This is a genomic window from Pseudomonas fluvialis (assembly GCF_002835605.1).
Classification (GTDB): Bacteria; Pseudomonadota; Gammaproteobacteria; order Pseudomonadales; family Pseudomonadaceae; genus Aquipseudomonas; species Aquipseudomonas fluvialis.
The window spans coordinates 1-17,108 of sequence record NZ_PIYS01000015.1 but is presented as its reverse complement, the minus strand read 5'-3'; the positions used below and the strand labels follow the sequence as shown (position 1 = coordinate 17,108).

13 protein-coding genes and 1 tRNA gene are annotated in these 17,108 nt (G+C 61.5%); 5 read left to right on the top strand and 9 right to left on the bottom strand.

Annotated elements, in window-relative coordinates:
* Positions 1-29 precede the first annotated feature (29 nt).
* Genes CW360_RS08700 through plsB form a run of 3 tightly spaced genes read right to left on the bottom strand, consistent with a single transcriptional unit; the run spans position 30 to position 4,053 of the window.
* On the bottom strand, positions 30-827 hold the full coding sequence (locus CW360_RS08700) for a TatD family hydrolase (RefSeq protein ID WP_101193423.1): 798 nt from the start codon (positions 825-827) through the stop codon (positions 30-32).
* A 4-nt stretch (positions 828-831) separates the two neighbouring features.
* Complete coding sequence (locus CW360_RS08695; RefSeq protein WP_093985500.1) at positions 832-1,509, bottom strand: DUF4197 domain-containing protein; 678 nt, start codon at positions 1,507-1,509, stop codon at positions 832-834.
* A gap of 51 nt (positions 1,510-1,560) precedes the next feature.
* Positions 1,561-4,053: a glycerol-3-phosphate 1-O-acyltransferase PlsB gene (plsB, locus tag CW360_RS08690; protein WP_101193422.1), complete on the bottom strand. Its 2,493-nt coding sequence runs from the start codon at positions 4,051-4,053 to the stop codon at positions 1,561-1,563.
* Between the two features lie 333 nt (positions 4,054-4,386).
* Between plsB and CW360_RS08685 the strand changes: the two genes are divergently transcribed.
* From CW360_RS08685 to CW360_RS08675, 3 genes are read left to right on the top strand one after another with little or no spacing between them, the layout of a single operon-like run.
* On the top strand, positions 4,387-5,310 hold the full coding sequence (locus CW360_RS08685; protein WP_101193421.1) for an ABC transporter ATP-binding protein: 924 nt from the start codon (positions 4,387-4,389) through the stop codon (positions 5,308-5,310).
* Positions 5,307-6,041: an ABC transporter permease subunit gene (locus CW360_RS08680; RefSeq protein WP_093985497.1), complete on the top strand. Its 735-nt coding sequence runs from the start codon at positions 5,307-5,309 to the stop codon at positions 6,039-6,041. Before CW360_RS08685 ends, CW360_RS08680 begins: the two co-directional genes overlap by 4 nt.
* Before the next feature lies 1 nt (position 6,042).
* A complete protein-coding gene (locus CW360_RS08675) occupies positions 6,043-7,875 on the top strand; it encodes a GldG family protein (protein WP_101193420.1) in 1,833 nt (610 codons plus the stop codon).
* 76 nt (positions 7,876-7,951) lie between these two features.
* Here the strand turns inward: CW360_RS08675 and CW360_RS08670 are convergent.
* From CW360_RS08670 to CW360_RS08655, 4 genes are all read right to left on the bottom strand, one after another.
* Positions 7,952-8,025, bottom strand: a tRNA-Gly gene (locus CW360_RS08670).
* Positions 8,026-8,079: 54 nt separating this feature from the next.
* Positions 8,080-8,796, bottom strand: coding sequence for a pseudouridine synthase (locus CW360_RS08665; RefSeq protein ID WP_101193419.1), 717 nt, complete (start codon positions 8,794-8,796; stop codon positions 8,080-8,082).
* A complete protein-coding gene (locus CW360_RS08660; RefSeq protein ID WP_101193418.1) occupies positions 8,796-8,999 on the bottom strand; it encodes a cysteine-rich CWC family protein in 204 nt (67 codons plus the stop codon). The genes CW360_RS08665 and CW360_RS08660 overlap by 1 nt, the downstream gene beginning before the upstream one ends.
* On the bottom strand, positions 8,986-10,467 hold the full coding sequence (locus CW360_RS08655; RefSeq protein WP_101193417.1) for a sensor domain-containing diguanylate cyclase: 1,482 nt from the start codon (positions 10,465-10,467) through the stop codon (positions 8,986-8,988). The genes CW360_RS08660 and CW360_RS08655 overlap by 14 nt, the downstream gene beginning before the upstream one ends.
* Before the next feature lie 141 nt (positions 10,468-10,608).
* Between CW360_RS08655 and lapG the strand changes: the two genes are divergently transcribed.
* On the top strand, positions 10,609-11,292 hold the full coding sequence (lapG, locus tag CW360_RS08650) for a cysteine protease LapG (RefSeq protein ID WP_245874691.1): 684 nt from the start codon (positions 10,609-10,611) through the stop codon (positions 11,290-11,292).
* 21 nt (positions 11,293-11,313) lie between these two features.
* A complete protein-coding gene (gene lapD, locus CW360_RS08645) occupies positions 11,314-13,242 on the top strand; it encodes a cyclic di-GMP receptor LapD (protein ID WP_101193416.1) in 1,929 nt (642 codons plus the stop codon).
* 102 nt (positions 13,243-13,344) lie between these two features.
* Here the strand turns inward: lapD and CW360_RS08640 are convergent, their stop codons facing one another.
* Complete coding sequence (locus CW360_RS08640) at positions 13,345-13,683, bottom strand: tryptophan synthase subunit beta (protein WP_101193415.1); 339 nt, start codon at positions 13,681-13,683, stop codon at positions 13,345-13,347.
* Positions 13,684-13,743: 60 nt separating this feature from the next.
* Positions 13,744-17,108, bottom strand: a 3,365-nt coding sequence (locus CW360_RS08635; RefSeq protein WP_157825269.1) for a cadherin-like domain-containing protein, incomplete at its 5' end; no start/stop codon positions are given.

The window sequence follows — 17,108 nt, the reverse complement described above, 5'->3', positions numbered from 1 at the left end:
ACGAGGCGGCCTGCGGGCCGCTTCGTGCGTTAAGGGGCGAGTGCCAGGTCTGGCCAGGCAAAAAGCTCGGCGCAGTTGCGGCTGCTGTGCCAGGCCAGTTGCGCCGGGCTGCAGTGCAGGTGTGTTGCCAGTGCCGTGCAGATGGCTGGCAGGTGCGTAGGGCTGTTGCGTTGCCCGGCGAACATGGCTGGCGCCATATCCGGTGCGTCGGTTTCCAGTACCACGCCGTGCAACGGCAGGCGTCCCAACACCCGCTGCAGGCGGCTTGCTGCCGACCAGGTAGCGGCGCCGCCAAGGCCCAGTTTAAAGCCCATGCGCAGGTATTCGCGGGCTTCTTCGTAGCTGCCGGAAAAGGCATGCACTATGCCTGCGCGTGGCAGGCGTAGCTGTTTGAGCAGGGCGATACAGTCGGCATGAGCGCGTCGTACATGTAGCAGTACCGGCAGGTTGAAGGCTTTGGCCAGCTGCAACTGGGCCAGCAGCAAGGCTTGTTGGGCATCGCGTGGGCTGTCTGCCTGCGCATAGTCGAGGCCGATTTCGCCGAGCGCACATAGGCGCGGGTGTCCCCGCAGGCGCTCCAGCCACTGCTGCAGCTCGCCAAGATGCCGGGCATCATGCTCGGCAAGAAAGCACGGATGCAGCCCCAGGCTGCCGTAAAGCATGCTGTGCTGCTCGACCAGCTCCCAGAGGCGCGGCCAGCCTGCCGCTTTCACGGCGGCCACAACCACGCGGGTCACGCCCTGTTGGCGGGCTTGCTCGAGCAGCGTCTGGCGATCCGCATCGAAGACGGGGAAGTCCAGATGACAGTGGCTGTCGACCAGCAGCATCGGCTTATTGCAGACCAAAGACCTTGCGGGCCAGGCTGCCGGCTGCCTGGGCTGGATTGCGGCGAATGCCGGCTTCCTGCTCGGCAATGATCTTGAACAGGCCGTTGAGTGCCTGCTCGGTCACGTAGTTCTCGATCTGCGCACTTTGTGCATCGATGACCCCAAAGCTGGCGGCCTGCCCGGCAAAGGCATTGTACTGCTGGGCCAGACCAACTTGCTGGGTAGCCTGGCGCACGATAGGCAGAAAGCGGCTGCGCAGTTGTTCGCGGCTGCTTTTATCCAGGTAACGGGTGGCTGAGTCTTGCGGGCCGGCAAGAATGGCCTTGGCATCTTGCAGGGTCATGTTTTGCACGGCTTGCAGGAGCAGTGCCTGGGCTTGGGGAACGGCTGCTTCAGCGGCCTGGTTCATGCTGGCTTCCAGTTGTTCGACCTGGGCGCCCATCCCCATCAGCTTCATGGTACGTGCCGCCTTGCCCAGCTTGCCGGGCAGGCCGATACGTACCTGCGGGTCGCTGCTGAAGCCACCGGGGCGTCCCAGTTGGGCGACTGCGGCTTTGGCGCCTTGGTTGAGGGCCTGTTTCAGCCCGCTGGCGGCGTCTCCCTGGGACAGCTCGGCCAGCGACAGGGCAAAGCTCGGGCTGCTTAGCAGCAGGCACAACAACAGACTGATCAGGCGTGGCATGGCGCTTCTCCACAAGGGTAGGGGGAGCAGGTGTATGCCTGCTCCGCTGAGTCAAGCAGGTGTTTCGTCGCTTTGCTCGTCATGACTATGCTGGGCAACCTGGCGAATCGACAGACGGATTTCCGCAGGCAACACGCGCTTGGCGGCGCCCTCCACCAGTTCGCCCAGTTGTGGATGGTAACTGAGGGTGCCTTCCGCACTCTGGCGCAATACCCGGTGGTCGAGCAGGCTCTGGATAAAGTGGCGGAACAGGCTCTTGTCGAAGAACTCGGGGGCATTCAGTCCGTGGAGAATCGACAGGCGCTGGGCCATCACCGTACACAGCTGTTCCAGGCGTTCGGCGCTCAAGCTGTTCTGTCCGTTGTTGAGCAGCAGGGCAATGGCCATGTAGAAGCGTTGCAGGGTCTGCACGATGGCGCGTGCCAGCAAGGTCAGCAGGACGAACTCACGGGAGCTGGGTGCTGGCCGGCTATACATCTCGCCATCGACCTTGAGCAGGCCCTGATCGACCAGTGCAGTCAGCCACTGATCAATGACTTCGTCCAGTTCCTCCAGTTCCCAGCGGATGAACAGCTCGGCCTGCAGGTAGGGGTAAAGGGCCCGGGTGAAGCGCAGGATCTGCTCGCGGCTCATGCGGGCGCTGCTCTGGAAGAAGCTGGCAAGCAGCGCGGGCAGGGCAAACACATGCAGCACATTGTTGCGGTAATAGGTCATCAGCACCGCATTCTGCTCATCCAGATAAAGAATGCGGCCAAGCGCATCGCGCTGTTCGGCGAGCAGTTCCATGCTTTGTACGTATTCGATCAGGGCCAGGCCATCGCCTTCCGGGAGGGTGGCATAGGGCGAATAGGGCGCCTGGCGCAGCAGGTTGAGATAGAGATCCAGGGTGCGTGCCAGGGCTTTTTCGTCCAACGCCAGCTTGCTGGTAGAAAGCAGGGCCAGGGCGACCAGGTTGACCGGATTGACGGCCGTCGCATCGTTCAGATGCCGTGCAATGCGTTGGCCCAGTCGGTGCGTGGTGTCGTTGAGCCAGGCCGGGCGGAATTGCGCGCCATGGTCGGCGCTGCGCCAGCCAGGCTGCTGCTGGTCGAGGAAGGCGGCCAGATGGATGGGCTCGCCGAAGTTGACGGCGACCGAACCAAAACGCTGTTTACGGATGGCGTTGAGCACGCGAATGATGTCAAACACCGATTCCTTCTTCTTGCTCGCGCCACGCAGTTCGCCCAGGTAGGTACGGCCTTCCAGCACCCGCTCATAGCCGATGTAGACCGGTACGAATACCACCGGCAGGCGCGACGAACGCAGGAAGCTGCGCAGGGTGATGGCCAGCATGCCCGTCTTGGGCTGCAGCATGCGCCCGGTACGCGAGCGTCCGCCTTCGACGAAATACTCCACCGGGAAACCCTTGCAGAACAGGGTGTGCAGGTACTCGTTGAACACCGCGGTGTACAGCGGGTTGCCCTTGAAGGTGCGACGCATGAAGAAGGCCCCGCCACGGCGCAGCAGGCCGCCGACCACAGGCATGTTGAGGTTGATGCCGGCGGCGATGTGGGGAGGTGTCAGGCCGTTGGTGAACAACAGGTAGGACAGCAGCAGGTAATCGATGTGACTGCGGTGGCAGGGCACATAGATGATCTCGTTGCCATGGGCGATTTCCTGCACCTGTTGCAGGTGGTTGACCTTGATCCCTTCGTACAGCTTGTTCCAGAACCACGACAGCACCAGCTCCAGAAAGCGGATGGCCGTATAGGCGTAGTCCGAGGCGATCTCGTTACCGTATTTGAGGGCCTGTGCTTCGGCTTTTTCCACGCTGATGCCTTCGCTGGCCACCTGTGCCTCGATGGCCTGGCGTACCAGCGGACCGTGAATCAGCCCCTTGACCAGGTTGCGGCGGTGCGAAAGGTCCGGGCCGATCACCGCCGCTTTCTGCTGGCGGAAGTGCACGCGTAGCAGGCGATAGACCATGCGCGGGGTGCGCTCCGGGCCTTTGCCTTCGTCGATGATCTGCCGCAGCTTGAGCGGTGCGGAGAACTGCACACGGGTCTTGCGACCTAGAATGAGAATAGTGAACAGCCGCCGCAGGCGTCCGGTAACTGCCCAGCTGTCGGCAAACAGGAGTTTCCAGGGGCTGGTTTCACTGTCCGGAGACTGTCCCCAGAACACGCTGACCGGGACGATCTGCACGTCGTCTACCTGTTGCTGGTTAACCGCATTCAATGCGCGTACCAGCGTCGGTGCTACACCGGGCTTGCTGCTGCCGCCAAACCAGCCCGGTTCGGGGGTCAGGTAGAAGAAACCCTTGCTCTCCTGATGGTTGCCCAGCTGTACCGGCAGCACCGGGCGTGGCAGGCCGGCCTTGCGGCACTCGCTATCGACCACCGAGAGGTCGCTGGCCGAAGGCTGTTGCAGGACATAGAACACCGGCTTACTGCAGTCGAGTTTGAGCGTAAAGGCTGATTGATTGATGGTTTCCGAGCGTACCCACAGGTACAGCAGGCGGTGCAGGGCGCCAAAGGCCAGACGACGGAAGGGTGAGCGGGTCATAAGCAATTCGGTCGGACAGGCGAGCCGGGGCTCGGGGATGGCTAGTGTGCCGTATTGGCTGACGCCTCGCAAAAGGCAGGCGTGCTGGGTAAGTGATCTTTTGTCCGCATAACTGCCTGATTTTGCGTCGCCTTTTGCAACTTTTTAGCCTGTGCGATGGTCTTGCATTGCCGGTTCAGCGACCCCTATAGTCGCGCAGCGTTGCAAAGGAAGCCCTGCAGCAGCCAGTGTCTGGCACTGCGGCACAGGTTTGGGTGTTCATCGACCCGATCCATGCCGGTAGTCGCTGCCGTGATGGTCGCTGCCGGGTTCTGATCCCAATGGTGAGAGGCCATGATCGAGATAACTAATCTAAGCAAGCGTTTTGCCCAGCAGCTGGCAGTGGACAACCTGTCGTTCAGCGTGGCTCCCGGAGAGGTACTGGGCTTCCTGGGCCCCAACGGGGCCGGCAAATCGACCACCATGAAGATGCTCAGTGGTTTTCTGGCGCCCACCTCGGGCACGGCCCGCATTCATGGATTCGATATCCAGAAACAACGGCTCAAGGCCCAGCAACTGATTGGCTACCTGCCCGAAGGTGCGCCCTGCTATGGCGACATGCGTGTGCAGGGCTTTCTTGAATTTATTGCCGAGATACGTGGCTTCCGTGGTGCGGAGAAGCGCAGCCGCGTGGCCAAGGCCAGCGCCCAGCTGGAACTGGACAAGGTGCTCGGGCAGTCCATCGAGACCCTGTCCAAGGGCTTCAAACGGCGTGTCGGGCTGGCCCAGGCCATCCTCCACGACCCGCGGGTGCTGATTCTCGATGAGCCCACCGACGGTCTGGACCCCAACCAGAAACACCAGGTGCGGCAACTGATCCAGGGCCTGGCCAAGGACAAGATCGTCATCATCTCCACGCATATCCTCGAAGAGGTGTCGGCCCTGTGCACCCGTGCGGTGATCATCGCTGGCGGGCGGCTGCTCGCCGACGGTACGCCGCTGGAACTGGAGAGCCGTTCGCGCTACCACCAGGCCGTGACCCTGCTGGCTGATGCGGCCGTGGACAGCAGCGCACTGGCCGCGTTGCCCGGAGTGGCTGGTGTAGAGCGCAACGAGCGTGACGGCAGCCTGACCGTGCTGGCCAGCGCCGGGCAGGTGATCTTTCCCCAGGTCAACCAGCTCATTCACCAGCGTGGCTGGGCGGTGCGCGAAATTGAAGTGGAGCGGGGCCGACTGGATGAAGTGTTCCGTAGCCTGACCCGTGGAGAAGCCGCATGAAGCAGTTACCGGTAATCTTCAAACGCGAACTGGCCAGCTACTTCAGCACGCCGCTGGCCTACGTGTTCATCCTGATTTTTCTCGTATTGTCCGGGGTGTTCACCTTCTACCTGGGCGGCTTTTTCGAGAGCAACCAGGCCAGCCTGGCGCCGTTCTTCAATTTTCATCCCTGGCTCTACCTGTTTCTGGTGCCGGCGATTGCCATGCGCCTGTGGGCCGAGGAACGCAAGTCGGGTTCCATCGAACTCTTGATGACCCTGCCGGTGACACGTTTCGAGGCGGTTGCCGGTAAGTTCCTCGCCGCCTGGAGCTTTGCTGGCCTGGCGCTGCTGCTGACCTTCCCGATGATCATTACCGTCAACTACCTGGGCGAGCCGGACAATGGCGCGATCATCACCGGTTACCTGGGCAGCTGGTTGCTGGCCGGGGCCTACCTGGCGGTGGGTTCGTGCATGTCGGCGTTGGCCAAGAACCAGGTAATCGCCTTCATCCTTGCGGTCGCTGCCTGTTTCCTGTTCATCGTCAGTGGCTTCCCCATGCTGCTGGATGCCTTCAGTGGCTGGGCGCCGCAATGGCTGATCGACGCGGTGGCTTCGCTGTCCTTCCTGATTCGCTTCGAGGCGATCAGCAAGGGTGTCATCGACCTGCGTGATCTCCTGTATTTCCTCAGCTTCATCGTCGCCTGGCTGGCTGCCACGGCGCTGGTGGTTGACCTGAAGAAGGCTGACTGACATGAAGAAACTGATGTATTCCAGTGCCGGCTTGCTGGTCATTGCCCTGGCTTTCCTGGGCTTCAACATGCTCTCCGGGCTGACCTTGCAGAATGCCCGGCTGGACCTGACCGAGCAGAAGCTCTACACCATCTCCAGCGGTACCCAGCGCATCCTGGAGAGCCTTGATGAGCCGGTCACCCTGCATTTCTTCTACTCCGACAGCGCCGCCAAGGACCTTACCGCACTGCGCAATTACGCACGTCGCGTGGAGGAGATGCTGATGGCCTACCAGCGTGCCAGTAACGGCAAGCTGCGTGTGGAATTGATCGATCCGCAACCCTTCTCCGAGGACGAGGACCGCGCGGCGAGCTTTGGCCTGCAGGCGGTGCCGCTGGATCAGAGTGGCGGGCAGCTGTATTTCGGTCTGGCCGGCACCCGTGGGCAGGCAGATAACGCACAGCAGGTCATCCCGTTCTTCCCGCTGGACCAGGAAGAGTTCCTCGAGTACGAGATCAGTCGTTTGGTGCAGGGGCTGGCCAAGCCGCAGCGTCCGGTGATCGGCGTGCTGTCCGCCCTGCAGTTGCACGGTGGCTTCGACATGATGGCCCGCCAGCCGACCCCGCCGTGGATGGTCATGGAGGAAGTTCGCCAGCTGTTCGAGATCGAAAGCCTGAAGGCTGGCATCGATCAGATCCCCGAACAGGTGTCGGTGCTCTGGCTGGTGCATCCCAAGGATCTGCCCGAGCAAACGCTGTATGCCATCGATCAGTTCGTGCTACGTGGTGGCAAACTGCTGGTCTTCGTCGATCCGTACAGCGAGGCCGATACCGGCCTGGGCATGCCCGGCGAGATGCCCGAGGACAAGGCTTCCAACCTGGAGCCGCTGTTCAAGGCCTGGGGGCTGCGCCTGCGTGACCAGGAAGTGGTCGGCGACGGTGCCTATGCCATGTCGGTCAGCATGGGCCAGCAGGCGGTGCGGCATGCCGGTTGGCTGAGCCTGCCGAGTCGTGCGCTGGACCAGGAGGATGTGGTCACCAATGGCCTGGAGCGCATCAACCTGGCGACCGCCGGTATCCTCGAGCCACTGGAGGATGCCAAGACGCAATTCCAGCCGCTGCTGCGCAGTTCCGAGTACGCCATGCCCTATGCGGCACAGCGTTTCGCCATGCTCAACAACCCCGAGGAGCTGATTCGCGAACTCAAACCCACGGGGGAACGCTACACCCTGGCGGCCCGCATCAGCGGTCCGGCGCAGACCGCCTATCCGCAGGGTATCGAGGGGCGCGAGCCAGGCGTGCAGTCGGCTGACAACATCAACGTCATTGTGGTGGCCGACACCGACCTGCTCACCGACCGTCTCTGGGTGCAGGTGCAGGACTTCTTTGGCCAGCGCATTCCGCAACCCTGGGCCGACAATGCCGGGCTGGCGATCAATGCACTGGATAACCTGGCCGGCAGTGACGCGCTGATCAGCGTGCGTTCCCGTGGTCGCTTCAGCCGTCCCTTTGAGGTCGTCGAGAACCTGCAGCGCGAAGCCGAGGCCCGTTTCCGCGAGAAGGAAGAAGTGTTGCAGAAGCGCCTGGCGGAAACCGAGCAGCAACTGGCCGCCCTGCAGCAGCAAGACGATCCGGCCAAGGCACTGGAGATGACCCCGGAGCAGCAAGCCGCGGTGCAGCAGTTCCTCGCCGAGAAACTGCGTATTCGCAAGGAGCTGCGTGAGGTGCGTTACCAGCTCAATGCAGATATCGAGGCCTTGGGCCGTACGCTCAAGCTGCTGAACATCCTGCTGGTGCCGGTGTTGATCACCCTGTTGGCACTGGCTGTCTGGTGGTGGCGCCGCCGCCGTCGCTGAGGGCGACTGTCACAGGCCGCCATGGCGGCCTGTGACAGGCATAAAAAAACCGGCTTTTGGCCGGTTTTTTTGCATCTGGAGCGGGTGATGGGAATCGAACCCACGGCTCTAGCTTGGGAAGCTAGGGTATTACCATTATACGACACCCGCTTGGGGCAGCCTTTTTACCAGAACAACCTGGCAAAATGAAGGCTTGTCTGCATTTTAATACGTCTCGGCGCCTGCTTCGCGGCTCAGGCGCTGTACTTCCTCGCTGCTCAACTCACGCCAGCTGGCGTAGGGCAGGTCGCCCAGCTGCAGGCTGCCGATGGCTTCGCGATGCAGGTCGCGCACCGGGTTGTGGTAACAGGCGAACATGCGTTTGATCTGATGATGGCGGCCTTCGTGCAACGTCAGGCGTGCACTATGGCTGTCCAGCAGGTGCAGGGTGGCCGGTAGCGTGGGCCGTGGATCACCCTCCAGGAGCAAGCCGCGGGCAAAGTCGCTGACGCAGGCGGGATCGATGGGCTGTTCGGTACGCAGCCAATAGTGCTTGGCCAGGCGGCTGCGCGGCAGGGTCAGGCGGCGCGTCCACAGCCCGTCGTTGCTGATCAGCAGCAGGCCGCTGGTATTCAGGTCCAGGCGTCCGGCGAGGTGCAGTTCCTCAGCCTGAGGAACCTGCAGCAGGTCGATGACCGTTTTGTGCTGGCTATGCCGGGTAGCGCTGACGACTCCGCGTGGCTTGTGCAGCAGGTAGTAGCGGGCCGTCTGTGCGGCCTGCAGGGGCTGTTGGTCGAGGTCGATTTGCTGGAAGCGTCCGACTTCGTGCAGGCCATCACGACAGACCTGGCCGTCCACGGTGATGCGCCCTTGCGCAAGCAGTTGCTGGGCCTTGGCGCGATTAAAACAGGGCTGATTGGCCAGCCAGCGATCCAGACGCATCAGTCGGCCTGGTTCAAGGCTTGCGCGCAGGCAGGGCAGAGGCAACTGCGTGCCTGGCTATCGAACTGGCGCAGGCGCTGCAGCGCCTGCTCGCTCAGCCGTTGGTGGAAACACCAGCAATCCGTCACTGGCTGACTTTTGCCGGCCTGTGCGCACTGGTTGGCTTTGCCGCAGGCCGGGCAGCGCTGTTCAGCCTGTGACATGGCTGGCCTCGCAGACACGGTTGCGCCCGGATTGCTTGGCGCGATACAGCGCGCGATCGGCCCGGTTGAGCAGTTGCTCGATATTTTCCTGATCCTCGCGCTGGCTCAGGCCGATACTCACGGTCATTTGCAACTGCTGGCCATTGATCGGCAGGCGCAGTGCCTCGATCGAGACGCGCAGGCGCTCGGCCAGCTGGCGAGCGGCCTCTTGTGAGCTGTCCTTGAGCAGGATGGCGAACTCTTCACCTCCCCAGCGGCAGACAATGTCGGATTGCCGCGGCAGATTGCGCAGGTGTGCGGCAAAGGCCCGCAAAGCCTGATCGCCGGCGAGATGGCCATGCTGGTCGTTGAGTTGCTTGAAGTTATCAATGTCCAGCATCAGGGCGCAGAGCGGCTGGCGCTGGCGGCGGGCATCCTGCAGGGCTTGTCCGGCGAGCAATTCGAAACCGCGTCGGTTGGGCAGGCCGGTCAACTGGTCGGTGTTGGCCAGCGCGGCAATCCGCCGCTGGTAGCGGCGTACGACCAGCGCGACCAGGGTCAGGCTGAGCAGGGTGGCCAGCACGCTGATGGCCAGGTTCCACAGCAGCGAGCGGCGAATTTCCGCCATGGCTCCCCCGTCATGCTTGTCGACGAACAGGTACCAGTCCAGCTCAGGGATATAGCGCACGTTGAGAAAGTGTCCGCGATCGGCTTCGCGGTACTGGTAATTACCGCTTTGCGGTCTGGGCAGCCTGTCCTGCAGCGCTTCAAGGCCTTCGATGCTGCTCAGCAGTTGTCCGGTCTTGACCTTGAGCGGCCCGGCTTGCGAGCCGGTCAGGGTTACCCGGCCCTGGGTATCGACAAAGAAGATGCTGCGTTCGTAGCGGGCCTGGTAGGTATCGATCAGCTTGACCACCGAGTCCACGGCCAGGCCGACGCCGGCGGCACCAATGAACTGTTGCTGATAGTCATAGACCTGGTAGTTGATAAAGAACGTCAGGTGGTCCTGATTGGCCAGGTCGACATCGACATTGATTTCGTAGGGTTCGCGCATGGCGCGGACACGGTAGTACCAGGTATCGCGTGGTTCGGCCTCGTTAACCTGCTTGAGTATGCCCTTGGCCTGGTAATAGGTCGCGCTGCGTTCGGAAACCAGGAAGCTGGTGAAGGTGCCATAGTGCTCCTGTACCTCACGCAGGTAGCGGGTCATCTGCTGCGGGTCCTGCTCGCCAGCCAGTATCCAGTCACGGACAAAGGTATCGCGCGCCATCATCGAAGCAATCAGCACCGGGCGCACCAGGTCTTTCTGGATTTCCGAGTAGATATTGTCGGAGGTGAGTGGCAGTTCGGTATTGACGATGGCGTCGCGCAGCGAGCGAATGGCACTTTGGTAGCTGACCATGCTGGTGGCGAAGAAGGCGCTGCCAAGCATCAGCAGCAGAAGCAGGATCAGCGGCAACTGGCTGCTGGAACGCGGTAAACGAGGCATTGCGGGCTCTGCTCGGCGGGTCAGTGTGCGCATGCTAGCCTTTAGCCTGCATTCCGTCACGGGGCGTGGCCTGTGGCGATTGTTTTTTTCGTGCCTGCCGCGCACCATGCTCGGCCTATTGTCAGGAGTCTCTGCCCAGCCATGCCGCCTGCCCGGTTTTTCCGCATGCCGCACCGGCACAGGTGGTTCGCCTGTCTGCTGGTCGTGCTGCTGGCCGTGGCCGGTAGCCTGCAGGCGGGTTGGGATTTTGCCCGGATCATGGCGCGCGCCGAACAGCTCTATGGCCACTCGCCCGCAGGGCAGCAGCGCCTGCAGGACTGGCAGCGCCTGTTGCAAAGTCAGGTTGATCAGGCTGAGCGACAGCAGCTGGAAGCAGTCAATCGCTTTTTCAATCAACGCCTGCGCTTTGCCGATGATCGACAAATCTGGGCGGCGACAGACTACTGGGCTACGCCTGTGCAAGCGCTGCAACGCGGCGCGGCAGACTGCGAAGACTATGCCATCGCCAAGTACTTCAGCCTGCGTCAGCTCGGTGTCCCCAGCCACAAGCTGCGCATTACCTATGTCAAGGCGTTGCGTCTGAATCAGGCACATATGGTGCTGACCTATTACCCCAGCCCCGGTGCTGAACCGCTGGTGCTGGACAACCTGATCGATGCCATCCGCCCGGCCGGGCAACGCAACGACCTCAAGCCGGTATACGCCTTCAATGCCGAAGGTCTGTGGGTGCCCGGGCCGCAGGGTGGCAAGCAGGTGGGCGACAGCAAGCGCCTGTCGCGCTGGCAAGATCTATTGAAGAAGATGCAGGCCGAAGGGTTTCCCTGAGTACGGCCGAAGGAGTAGGCAATGTCATTGTTCAAGCAGCTGTTCGTCGCGATCTGCCTGCTGTTGCTGGTCAACTTTACCGGCAGTTTCCTGCTGGGGGTTGAAGGCTCCCGCGAACAGCAGGTCAACCAGCTGCGTGCACATGCGCAGGATGCAGCGACTGCGCTGGGCCTGTCGCTCAGTGCGCATGTCGACGATCCGGCGATGATGGAACTGATGGTCAGTTCGATCTTCGACAGTGGCTATTTCGAGCGCATCCGTGTGTATGCCGGCGACGGCGAGCAGGTTCTGGTCGAGCGCACGGGTATGCCGGTGGTTTCCGAGGTGCCGGCCTGGTTTGTCAGGCTGATAGCTCTGGAGCCGGCGCAGGGCGATGCCATTGTCAGTGATGGCTGGCGCCAGGCGGCGCGTGTCGAGGTGATCAGCCACCCGCTGTTTGCCATCGGCAAGCTCTGGCAGGCGGCACTGGGCAACCTGCTGTGGTTGGCGCTGAGTGGCGCACTGTGCCTGGCACTCGGTGTGCTGCTGCTCAAGCGGCAACTGCGCCCGCTGGACTATATGGTCGAGCAATCCAATGCAATTGCCCGGCGCGAGTTTCTCAGCGTGGCCGAATTGCCGCGCACGCCTGAGTTTGCCCGGGTGGTCAGGGCCATGAATCAGATGGTGGAAAAGCTCAAGGCACTGTTTGCCGAAGAGGCGGCACGCACCGAGAAGCTGCGTGCCGAAGCCTATCAGGACAACCTGACCGGCCTGGCCAATCGGCGCTATTTCGATATGCAGTTGCAGGCGCGTCTTGGCCAGGACGAACAGGCCGGGCAGGGCTATCTGCTACTGATACAGCTGGCTGACCTGGCCGGACTCAACCTGCGTTTGGGCGGCGAGCGTGTCGATCAATTGCTTAAAGCCGTTGCGGGGCAGCTACAACAGGTTTGTCAGGAGCGTTTCCTGCTGGCGCGCAACCGCGGGGGAGAGTTCATCGTGCTGGGCAGCGGCCTGGATCGGCAGGATGCCGAAGAGCTGGCGCAGAGCCTGGCTCAGGCTTTCGAGCAGCTGCGCCTGACCGCAGCCAGTGATTGTCAGCCATTGGCGCATATCGGCATGACCGCGTTTAGCGCCGACGCCCAGCCTGCGGCGCTCTACCAGGCGCTGGATCAGGCCGTCTCACAGGCGTTGACGCAAAGTGATTGCTGCTGGGCATGCGCCGAACAGGGCGCTCAGCCCCCGGTGGATGAGCGGCAACGCTGGCACCAGTTGCTCGACCAGGCGCTGCAACAGGGGCGCCTGCAGCTCTACGTGCAGGCGGTATACCGCACCCAGCCCAGTGGCCAGGTATTGCATCATAAGGTGCTTGCCCGACTGCTGGATGAGCAGGGACAGGCCATTGCTGCCGGGCAGTTCCTGCCCTGGCTGGAGCGTTTTGGCTGGGCCAGCCGGTTGGACATGGCCATGTTGGAGCAATTGCTGCCGCGCCTGGCGGAGCAGGCAGAACCGGTGGCACTGAGCTTGTCAGGCAGCACTTTGCGCGACGCTCAGGCCTTGCAGGCGCTCTACCAGCGTTTGCAGGCATATACCGCGCAGGCGCACTTGTTGACCCTGGAACTGGATGAGGACCAATTGCCGGATGCTGCCACCCTGGAGGCGCTGACCCAACGCTTACGTAGCCTCGGCTATGGCTTGGGCTTGCAGCATTTTGGCGGGCGCTTCAGCATGATCGGCAACCTGGCGCGCCTTGGCTTGGTGTATCTCAAGGTGGATGGCAGCTATATCCGGCAGATCGATCAGGAAGGCGACAAACGGCTGTTTATCGAGGCCTTGCAGCGTGCCGCCAACAGCATTGACCTGCCTTTGCTGGCCGAGCGGGTAGAGAGTGCCGGGGAATGGGCCGTGTTGCAGGAGATGGGCTTTGCCGGAGGCCAAGGGCGCTACCTGGGTGAGCCTCACGCTTGGTAAAGGGCGGCGGCGTAGCCTGGCAGGCTATGCAAAGTAGGCAACGCCGGGGTTGGGCAGATTGCCGCCTGCGTCGCAGTGACGCTACAACACAGCGGCTGCTGATTAGATCAGGCCGCCCTCGTCTTCGTTGATCAAACGATGTAGACCGCCGAGCGAGTCACGCGCCTTGCTACGGCCGACCAGCTTGGCCTGTGCTGCCTCCGGTAGGTCGGTAATGCGCAAAACGCCCTTGCTGATCAGTACATTGATCAGGTCATCAAGTACCCGGATCATGTCCAGGTCGCTCTGTTGCAGTTGTTGCAGGCTGCTTTCCAGCTGGCGGTTGGCAAACCAGTCCTGTGCCTCCTGACTGTCTGCGGCCATTTCACCGCTCATGCCGTCGAACGCCTGGGTCTCTACCCGCAGTAGCAAACCCTGCGCATCACGTTGCACATAGAACATCCCTGAACTCCTCGTCAGTCCAACGTCCCCCGGCGCATGCGCTGGGGGACGTGATGGGCCTTAGCTATGATCAATCTTGATCAGCGGGTCGGCACCGGCAATCAGCGAGTTGATGATCTCGCTCGGCGAATTACCGTATTGCGACAGATTAAGCGGCGCACCGCCATTTTCCAGACGGATACTGACATCGGCATTGCTGCCGGTAGCATTCAGCACACCGCTGGTACTGATCAGCAAGGTCGAGGTGCTGGTGTTCACCGTCAGGTAGTTGAGGATATTGCCATCGTTTTCACCCTGCAGCAGATCACGCAGGTCGATGCGGTCACCCTCGGCGGCGTTGAAGTCGCGGATGATGTCACTGCCCAGGTCGCCACGCTGCCAGAGGAACAGATCAGCACCTGTCCCGCCAGTCAGTTGGTCATTACCCAAGCCGCCACGCAGGATGTCGTCGCCTTCCCCGCCATTGAGGATGTCGTTGCCTGCGCCACCGTCTAGGAAGTCGTTACCTGCATCACCACGCAGGGTATCGGCACCCACACCACCAAACAGCTGATCATTGCCTGCGCCACCGTTGAGCGTATCGTCGCCGGCACCTCCGTAAATCAGGTCATGGCCATCGCCGCCGTTGATTGTGTCGTTGCCGGCATAGCCGCGAATCAGATCGTTGCCTGTTGTGCCGCTGAGGGTTTCTGCCGCTGCGCTTGCCGTGGTAACGGTATTGGTAGTGGCGGCGATGGTTACCGAGAAAGTATCCGCAACACTGGCCGAACTGCCGTTGGCTTCGCTGCTGGTCGCAGTGATCGTAAGATTCAGCGTGCCGGTGAAACCGCTGGGCGTAAACAGGTACAGGTTATTCAGGTCAGCGCTGGACAGTGTCCAGCTACCATCACCATTGTTGCTACCTGCGCTCAGCGTGGCCCCGCTGGGAATGCCGGAAAGCCGCAGTGTCATGCTTTCCGAGCCGTCGTTATCCGCCAGTCTGGCGCTGATTGGCAGCTTGACCATGGCGCCGTAGCTGGTGCTGTCACCGGCACGGGTGAAGCTGGCGGTAGAGAGGCTCAGCGAAGAGTCTTTGCGGTCATCACCACCATTGAGTACCAGCCAGCTGAAACTGTAGTTACCGCTCTCTGTGGCGTTGTAAGAGAAGCTGCCGTTACTGGTAAAGGCCGGGAGCTTGCTTTCCGAGGAGTCGACCAGGAAGGTTTCACGGACGCCCGAAGGTCGGGTCACCACCAGTACCACCAGATCATTGAAGCCACCACTGACTTCGTTGGATAAGTTCTCGCCATTGGAGAAGGCATAGTTCCAGGTGATGCGTGAGCCGGCGCTCATCAGCTGTTCGCTGTGGGTGACCTTGCCGTCGACTACATTGACGTTGCCGTTATGCGTGACTGCGGTTCCTGTAGGGTTGAAACGGTTGTCCAGGAAACCCGCGTCAAGGCCCACTTCAGCTTCCAGGTTGGCCTGGCTGACGCCGCTGCCGACGTTGGCAGCGGCACTGGTCACGGGCGTATCAGTATTGCCTGTCGAAATAACCGTGCTACCGGCGCCCAGGTAGAAAATATCGGCCACTGGCGATAGCAATGGCGCATCAGCCACAGGTGTGACAGTGACGATGGCTTGTGCGCTGCTGCTGCCACCCTTGCCATCGCTGATGCTGTAGTTGATTTGCGCCGTACCGCTGAAGTTGGTTGCCGGAGTAAATGTCAGGGTGTTGTCGGCATTGATGATCACGCTGCCGTTACTGGCCGTGGCCGAGGTAATCGTCAACAGGTCGCCATCGACATCGCTGTCATTGCCCAGCACGTTGAGAATGAGCGGCGTGTCTTCCGGTGTGCTGGCCAGATCGTTGTTGGCAACGGGCGCATCGTTGATGGGCTTAATATTGAGCGTCACCGTTGCAGTAGCAAAACCGCCGAGACCATCGCTAACGGTATAGGTAAAGGTTGCCACGCCGTTGTAGTTGGCCTCAGGGACGAACACGGCGTTACCGTCAACCAATGTGACAGTGCCATGGGTCGCATCTTGCACACTGACAATACTGATCGGGTTGCCATCGGGATCACTGTCATTGCCTAGCAGAACTGCAGGGCTGATTGTTAGCGATTGATCTTCGTTGGTTACCAGCGCTGGGTTCTCATGCTGTAACGAGCTGCCACCCACGACGCTGTAGCTACCGCCTTGGGGGCGCAGTTCAACGGTCAGCTGAGCATTGCCATCCTGATCCCAATAGACAATTTCGAACTGCTGAGCGCCGCCTTCTGGCACCGTGAATACCACGGATTCACGTGCTGTTGGCCCCTGGTTACCGTTGTACTCTGCAACTGTTTGGCCATTGATGCGGATACTGAAGCCGTCATCCGCTGTTACGCGGAATTGGTAGTTACCAGCGGCCAGATTAATCAACCCGCTAAGCTTGAGAATGGCATCAGAGGTATTTGCTGGGTCGCTCGAAAGGCTTGAGGCATCACCACCCAGGAAGGTCTGTAGGTTCGTGCCATTGCCCAAACCGCCATTACCAATAGGGCCATAGTTCAAGCTTGTGGCGGTGAAGGTTGCCGTGGGATCCCGGCCATTGATAAAGGTTTCTACCTGATTGAGGTTGGTCAGATTGGCACCGTTAACCCCTTCGCTATAGCCAAAGTACTGGCCAACCAGCCCGGAAACCAGGTAGCTGTCATTGGTAGCGATTGGATCGCTGTTGAGGCTCAAACTACCCGCGCTGCCTGCGTTGCCAGCCAGATCGGTATAGCTACCTGCAGGTAGGCTGACGTTCGGTGAGCCACCACCCGTTGAAGTGAAGGTAGCTGTCCAGACCGCTGGGTTACTTGCCGATTGCACCAGATTGCTGATCGTACCGCCCGTTGAAACGATGTCGCTTGCGGTAAAGCCACTGACCGACTCGCTGAATGTAAAGGTCAGCGTTGTGGCTTCCCCGATTGACAGGTTGCTGTCTGTGGTGCTGATGACAACGGTTGGACCGGTGGTGTCGACGGTGGCGTTGTCGCTGCCCGGGGCCGAGACGTTGCCGGCCTGGTCAGTGACGGTGGCGGTGACGGTGAGGGTGGCGCCCTCGGCCGGACGGGCCACGCTGGTGTCCACGCTACCGGCGCTGATGTGCGCGTCGGTGAGCACGATGTCCTGGCTGGTGGTGCCGTCGCTGACGGTCAGGGTGTCGCCGGCGAGCGCGCCGGCCGGCAGGCCGATGGTCACAGCCACGGTGGTGGCGGCGCCCAGTTCAGTGCTGCTGAGCAGCTGATCGTTGTTGGCATCGGCCGTGATGGTCACAGTCGGGGCCGCGGTGGCGGTGGTGTCGACGGTGGCGTTATCGCTGCCCGGTGCCGAGACGTTGCCGGCTTGGTCAGTGACGGTGGCGGTGACGGTGAGGGCCGCGCCCTCAGCCGGACGGGCCACGGTGACGGCCA

Excerpts from the sequence above, each read along its gene's own strand:
- CW360_RS08655 (WP_101193417.1), bottom strand. The coding sequence starts at position 10,467 with ATGCCTCGTTTACCGCGTTCCAGCAGCCAGTTGCCGCTGATCCTGCTT.
- CW360_RS08685 (WP_101193421.1), top strand. The coding sequence starts at position 4,387 with ATGATCGAGATAACTAATCTAAGCAAGCGTTTTGCCCAGCAGCTGGCA.
- CW360_RS08700 (WP_101193423.1), bottom strand. The coding sequence starts at position 827 with ATGCTGCTGGTCGACAGCCACTGTCATCTGGACTTCCCCGTCTTCGAT.
- CW360_RS08660 (WP_101193418.1), bottom strand. The coding sequence starts at position 8,999 with ATGTCACAGGCTGAACAGCGCTGCCCGGCCTGCGGCAAAGCCAACCAG.
- CW360_RS08640 (WP_101193415.1), bottom strand. The coding sequence starts at position 13,683 with ATGTTCTATGTGCAACGTGATGCGCAGGGTTTGCTACTGCGGGTAGAG.
- CW360_RS08695 (WP_093985500.1), bottom strand. The coding sequence starts at position 1,509 with ATGCCACGCCTGATCAGTCTGTTGTTGTGCCTGCTGCTAAGCAGCCCG.
- lapG (WP_245874691.1), top strand. The coding sequence starts at position 10,609 with ATGCCGCCTGCCCGGTTTTTCCGCATGCCGCACCGGCACAGGTGGTTC.
- plsB (WP_101193422.1), bottom strand. The coding sequence starts at position 4,053 with ATGACCCGCTCACCCTTCCGTCGTCTGGCCTTTGGCGCCCTGCACCGC.
- CW360_RS08665 (WP_101193419.1), bottom strand. The coding sequence starts at position 8,796 with ATGCGTCTGGATCGCTGGCTGGCCAATCAGCCCTGTTTTAATCGCGCC.
- CW360_RS08680 (WP_093985497.1), top strand. The coding sequence starts at position 5,307 with ATGAAGCAGTTACCGGTAATCTTCAAACGCGAACTGGCCAGCTACTTC.
- lapD (WP_101193416.1), top strand. The coding sequence starts at position 11,314 with ATGTCATTGTTCAAGCAGCTGTTCGTCGCGATCTGCCTGCTGTTGCTG.
- CW360_RS08675 (WP_101193420.1), top strand. The coding sequence starts at position 6,043 with ATGAAGAAACTGATGTATTCCAGTGCCGGCTTGCTGGTCATTGCCCTG.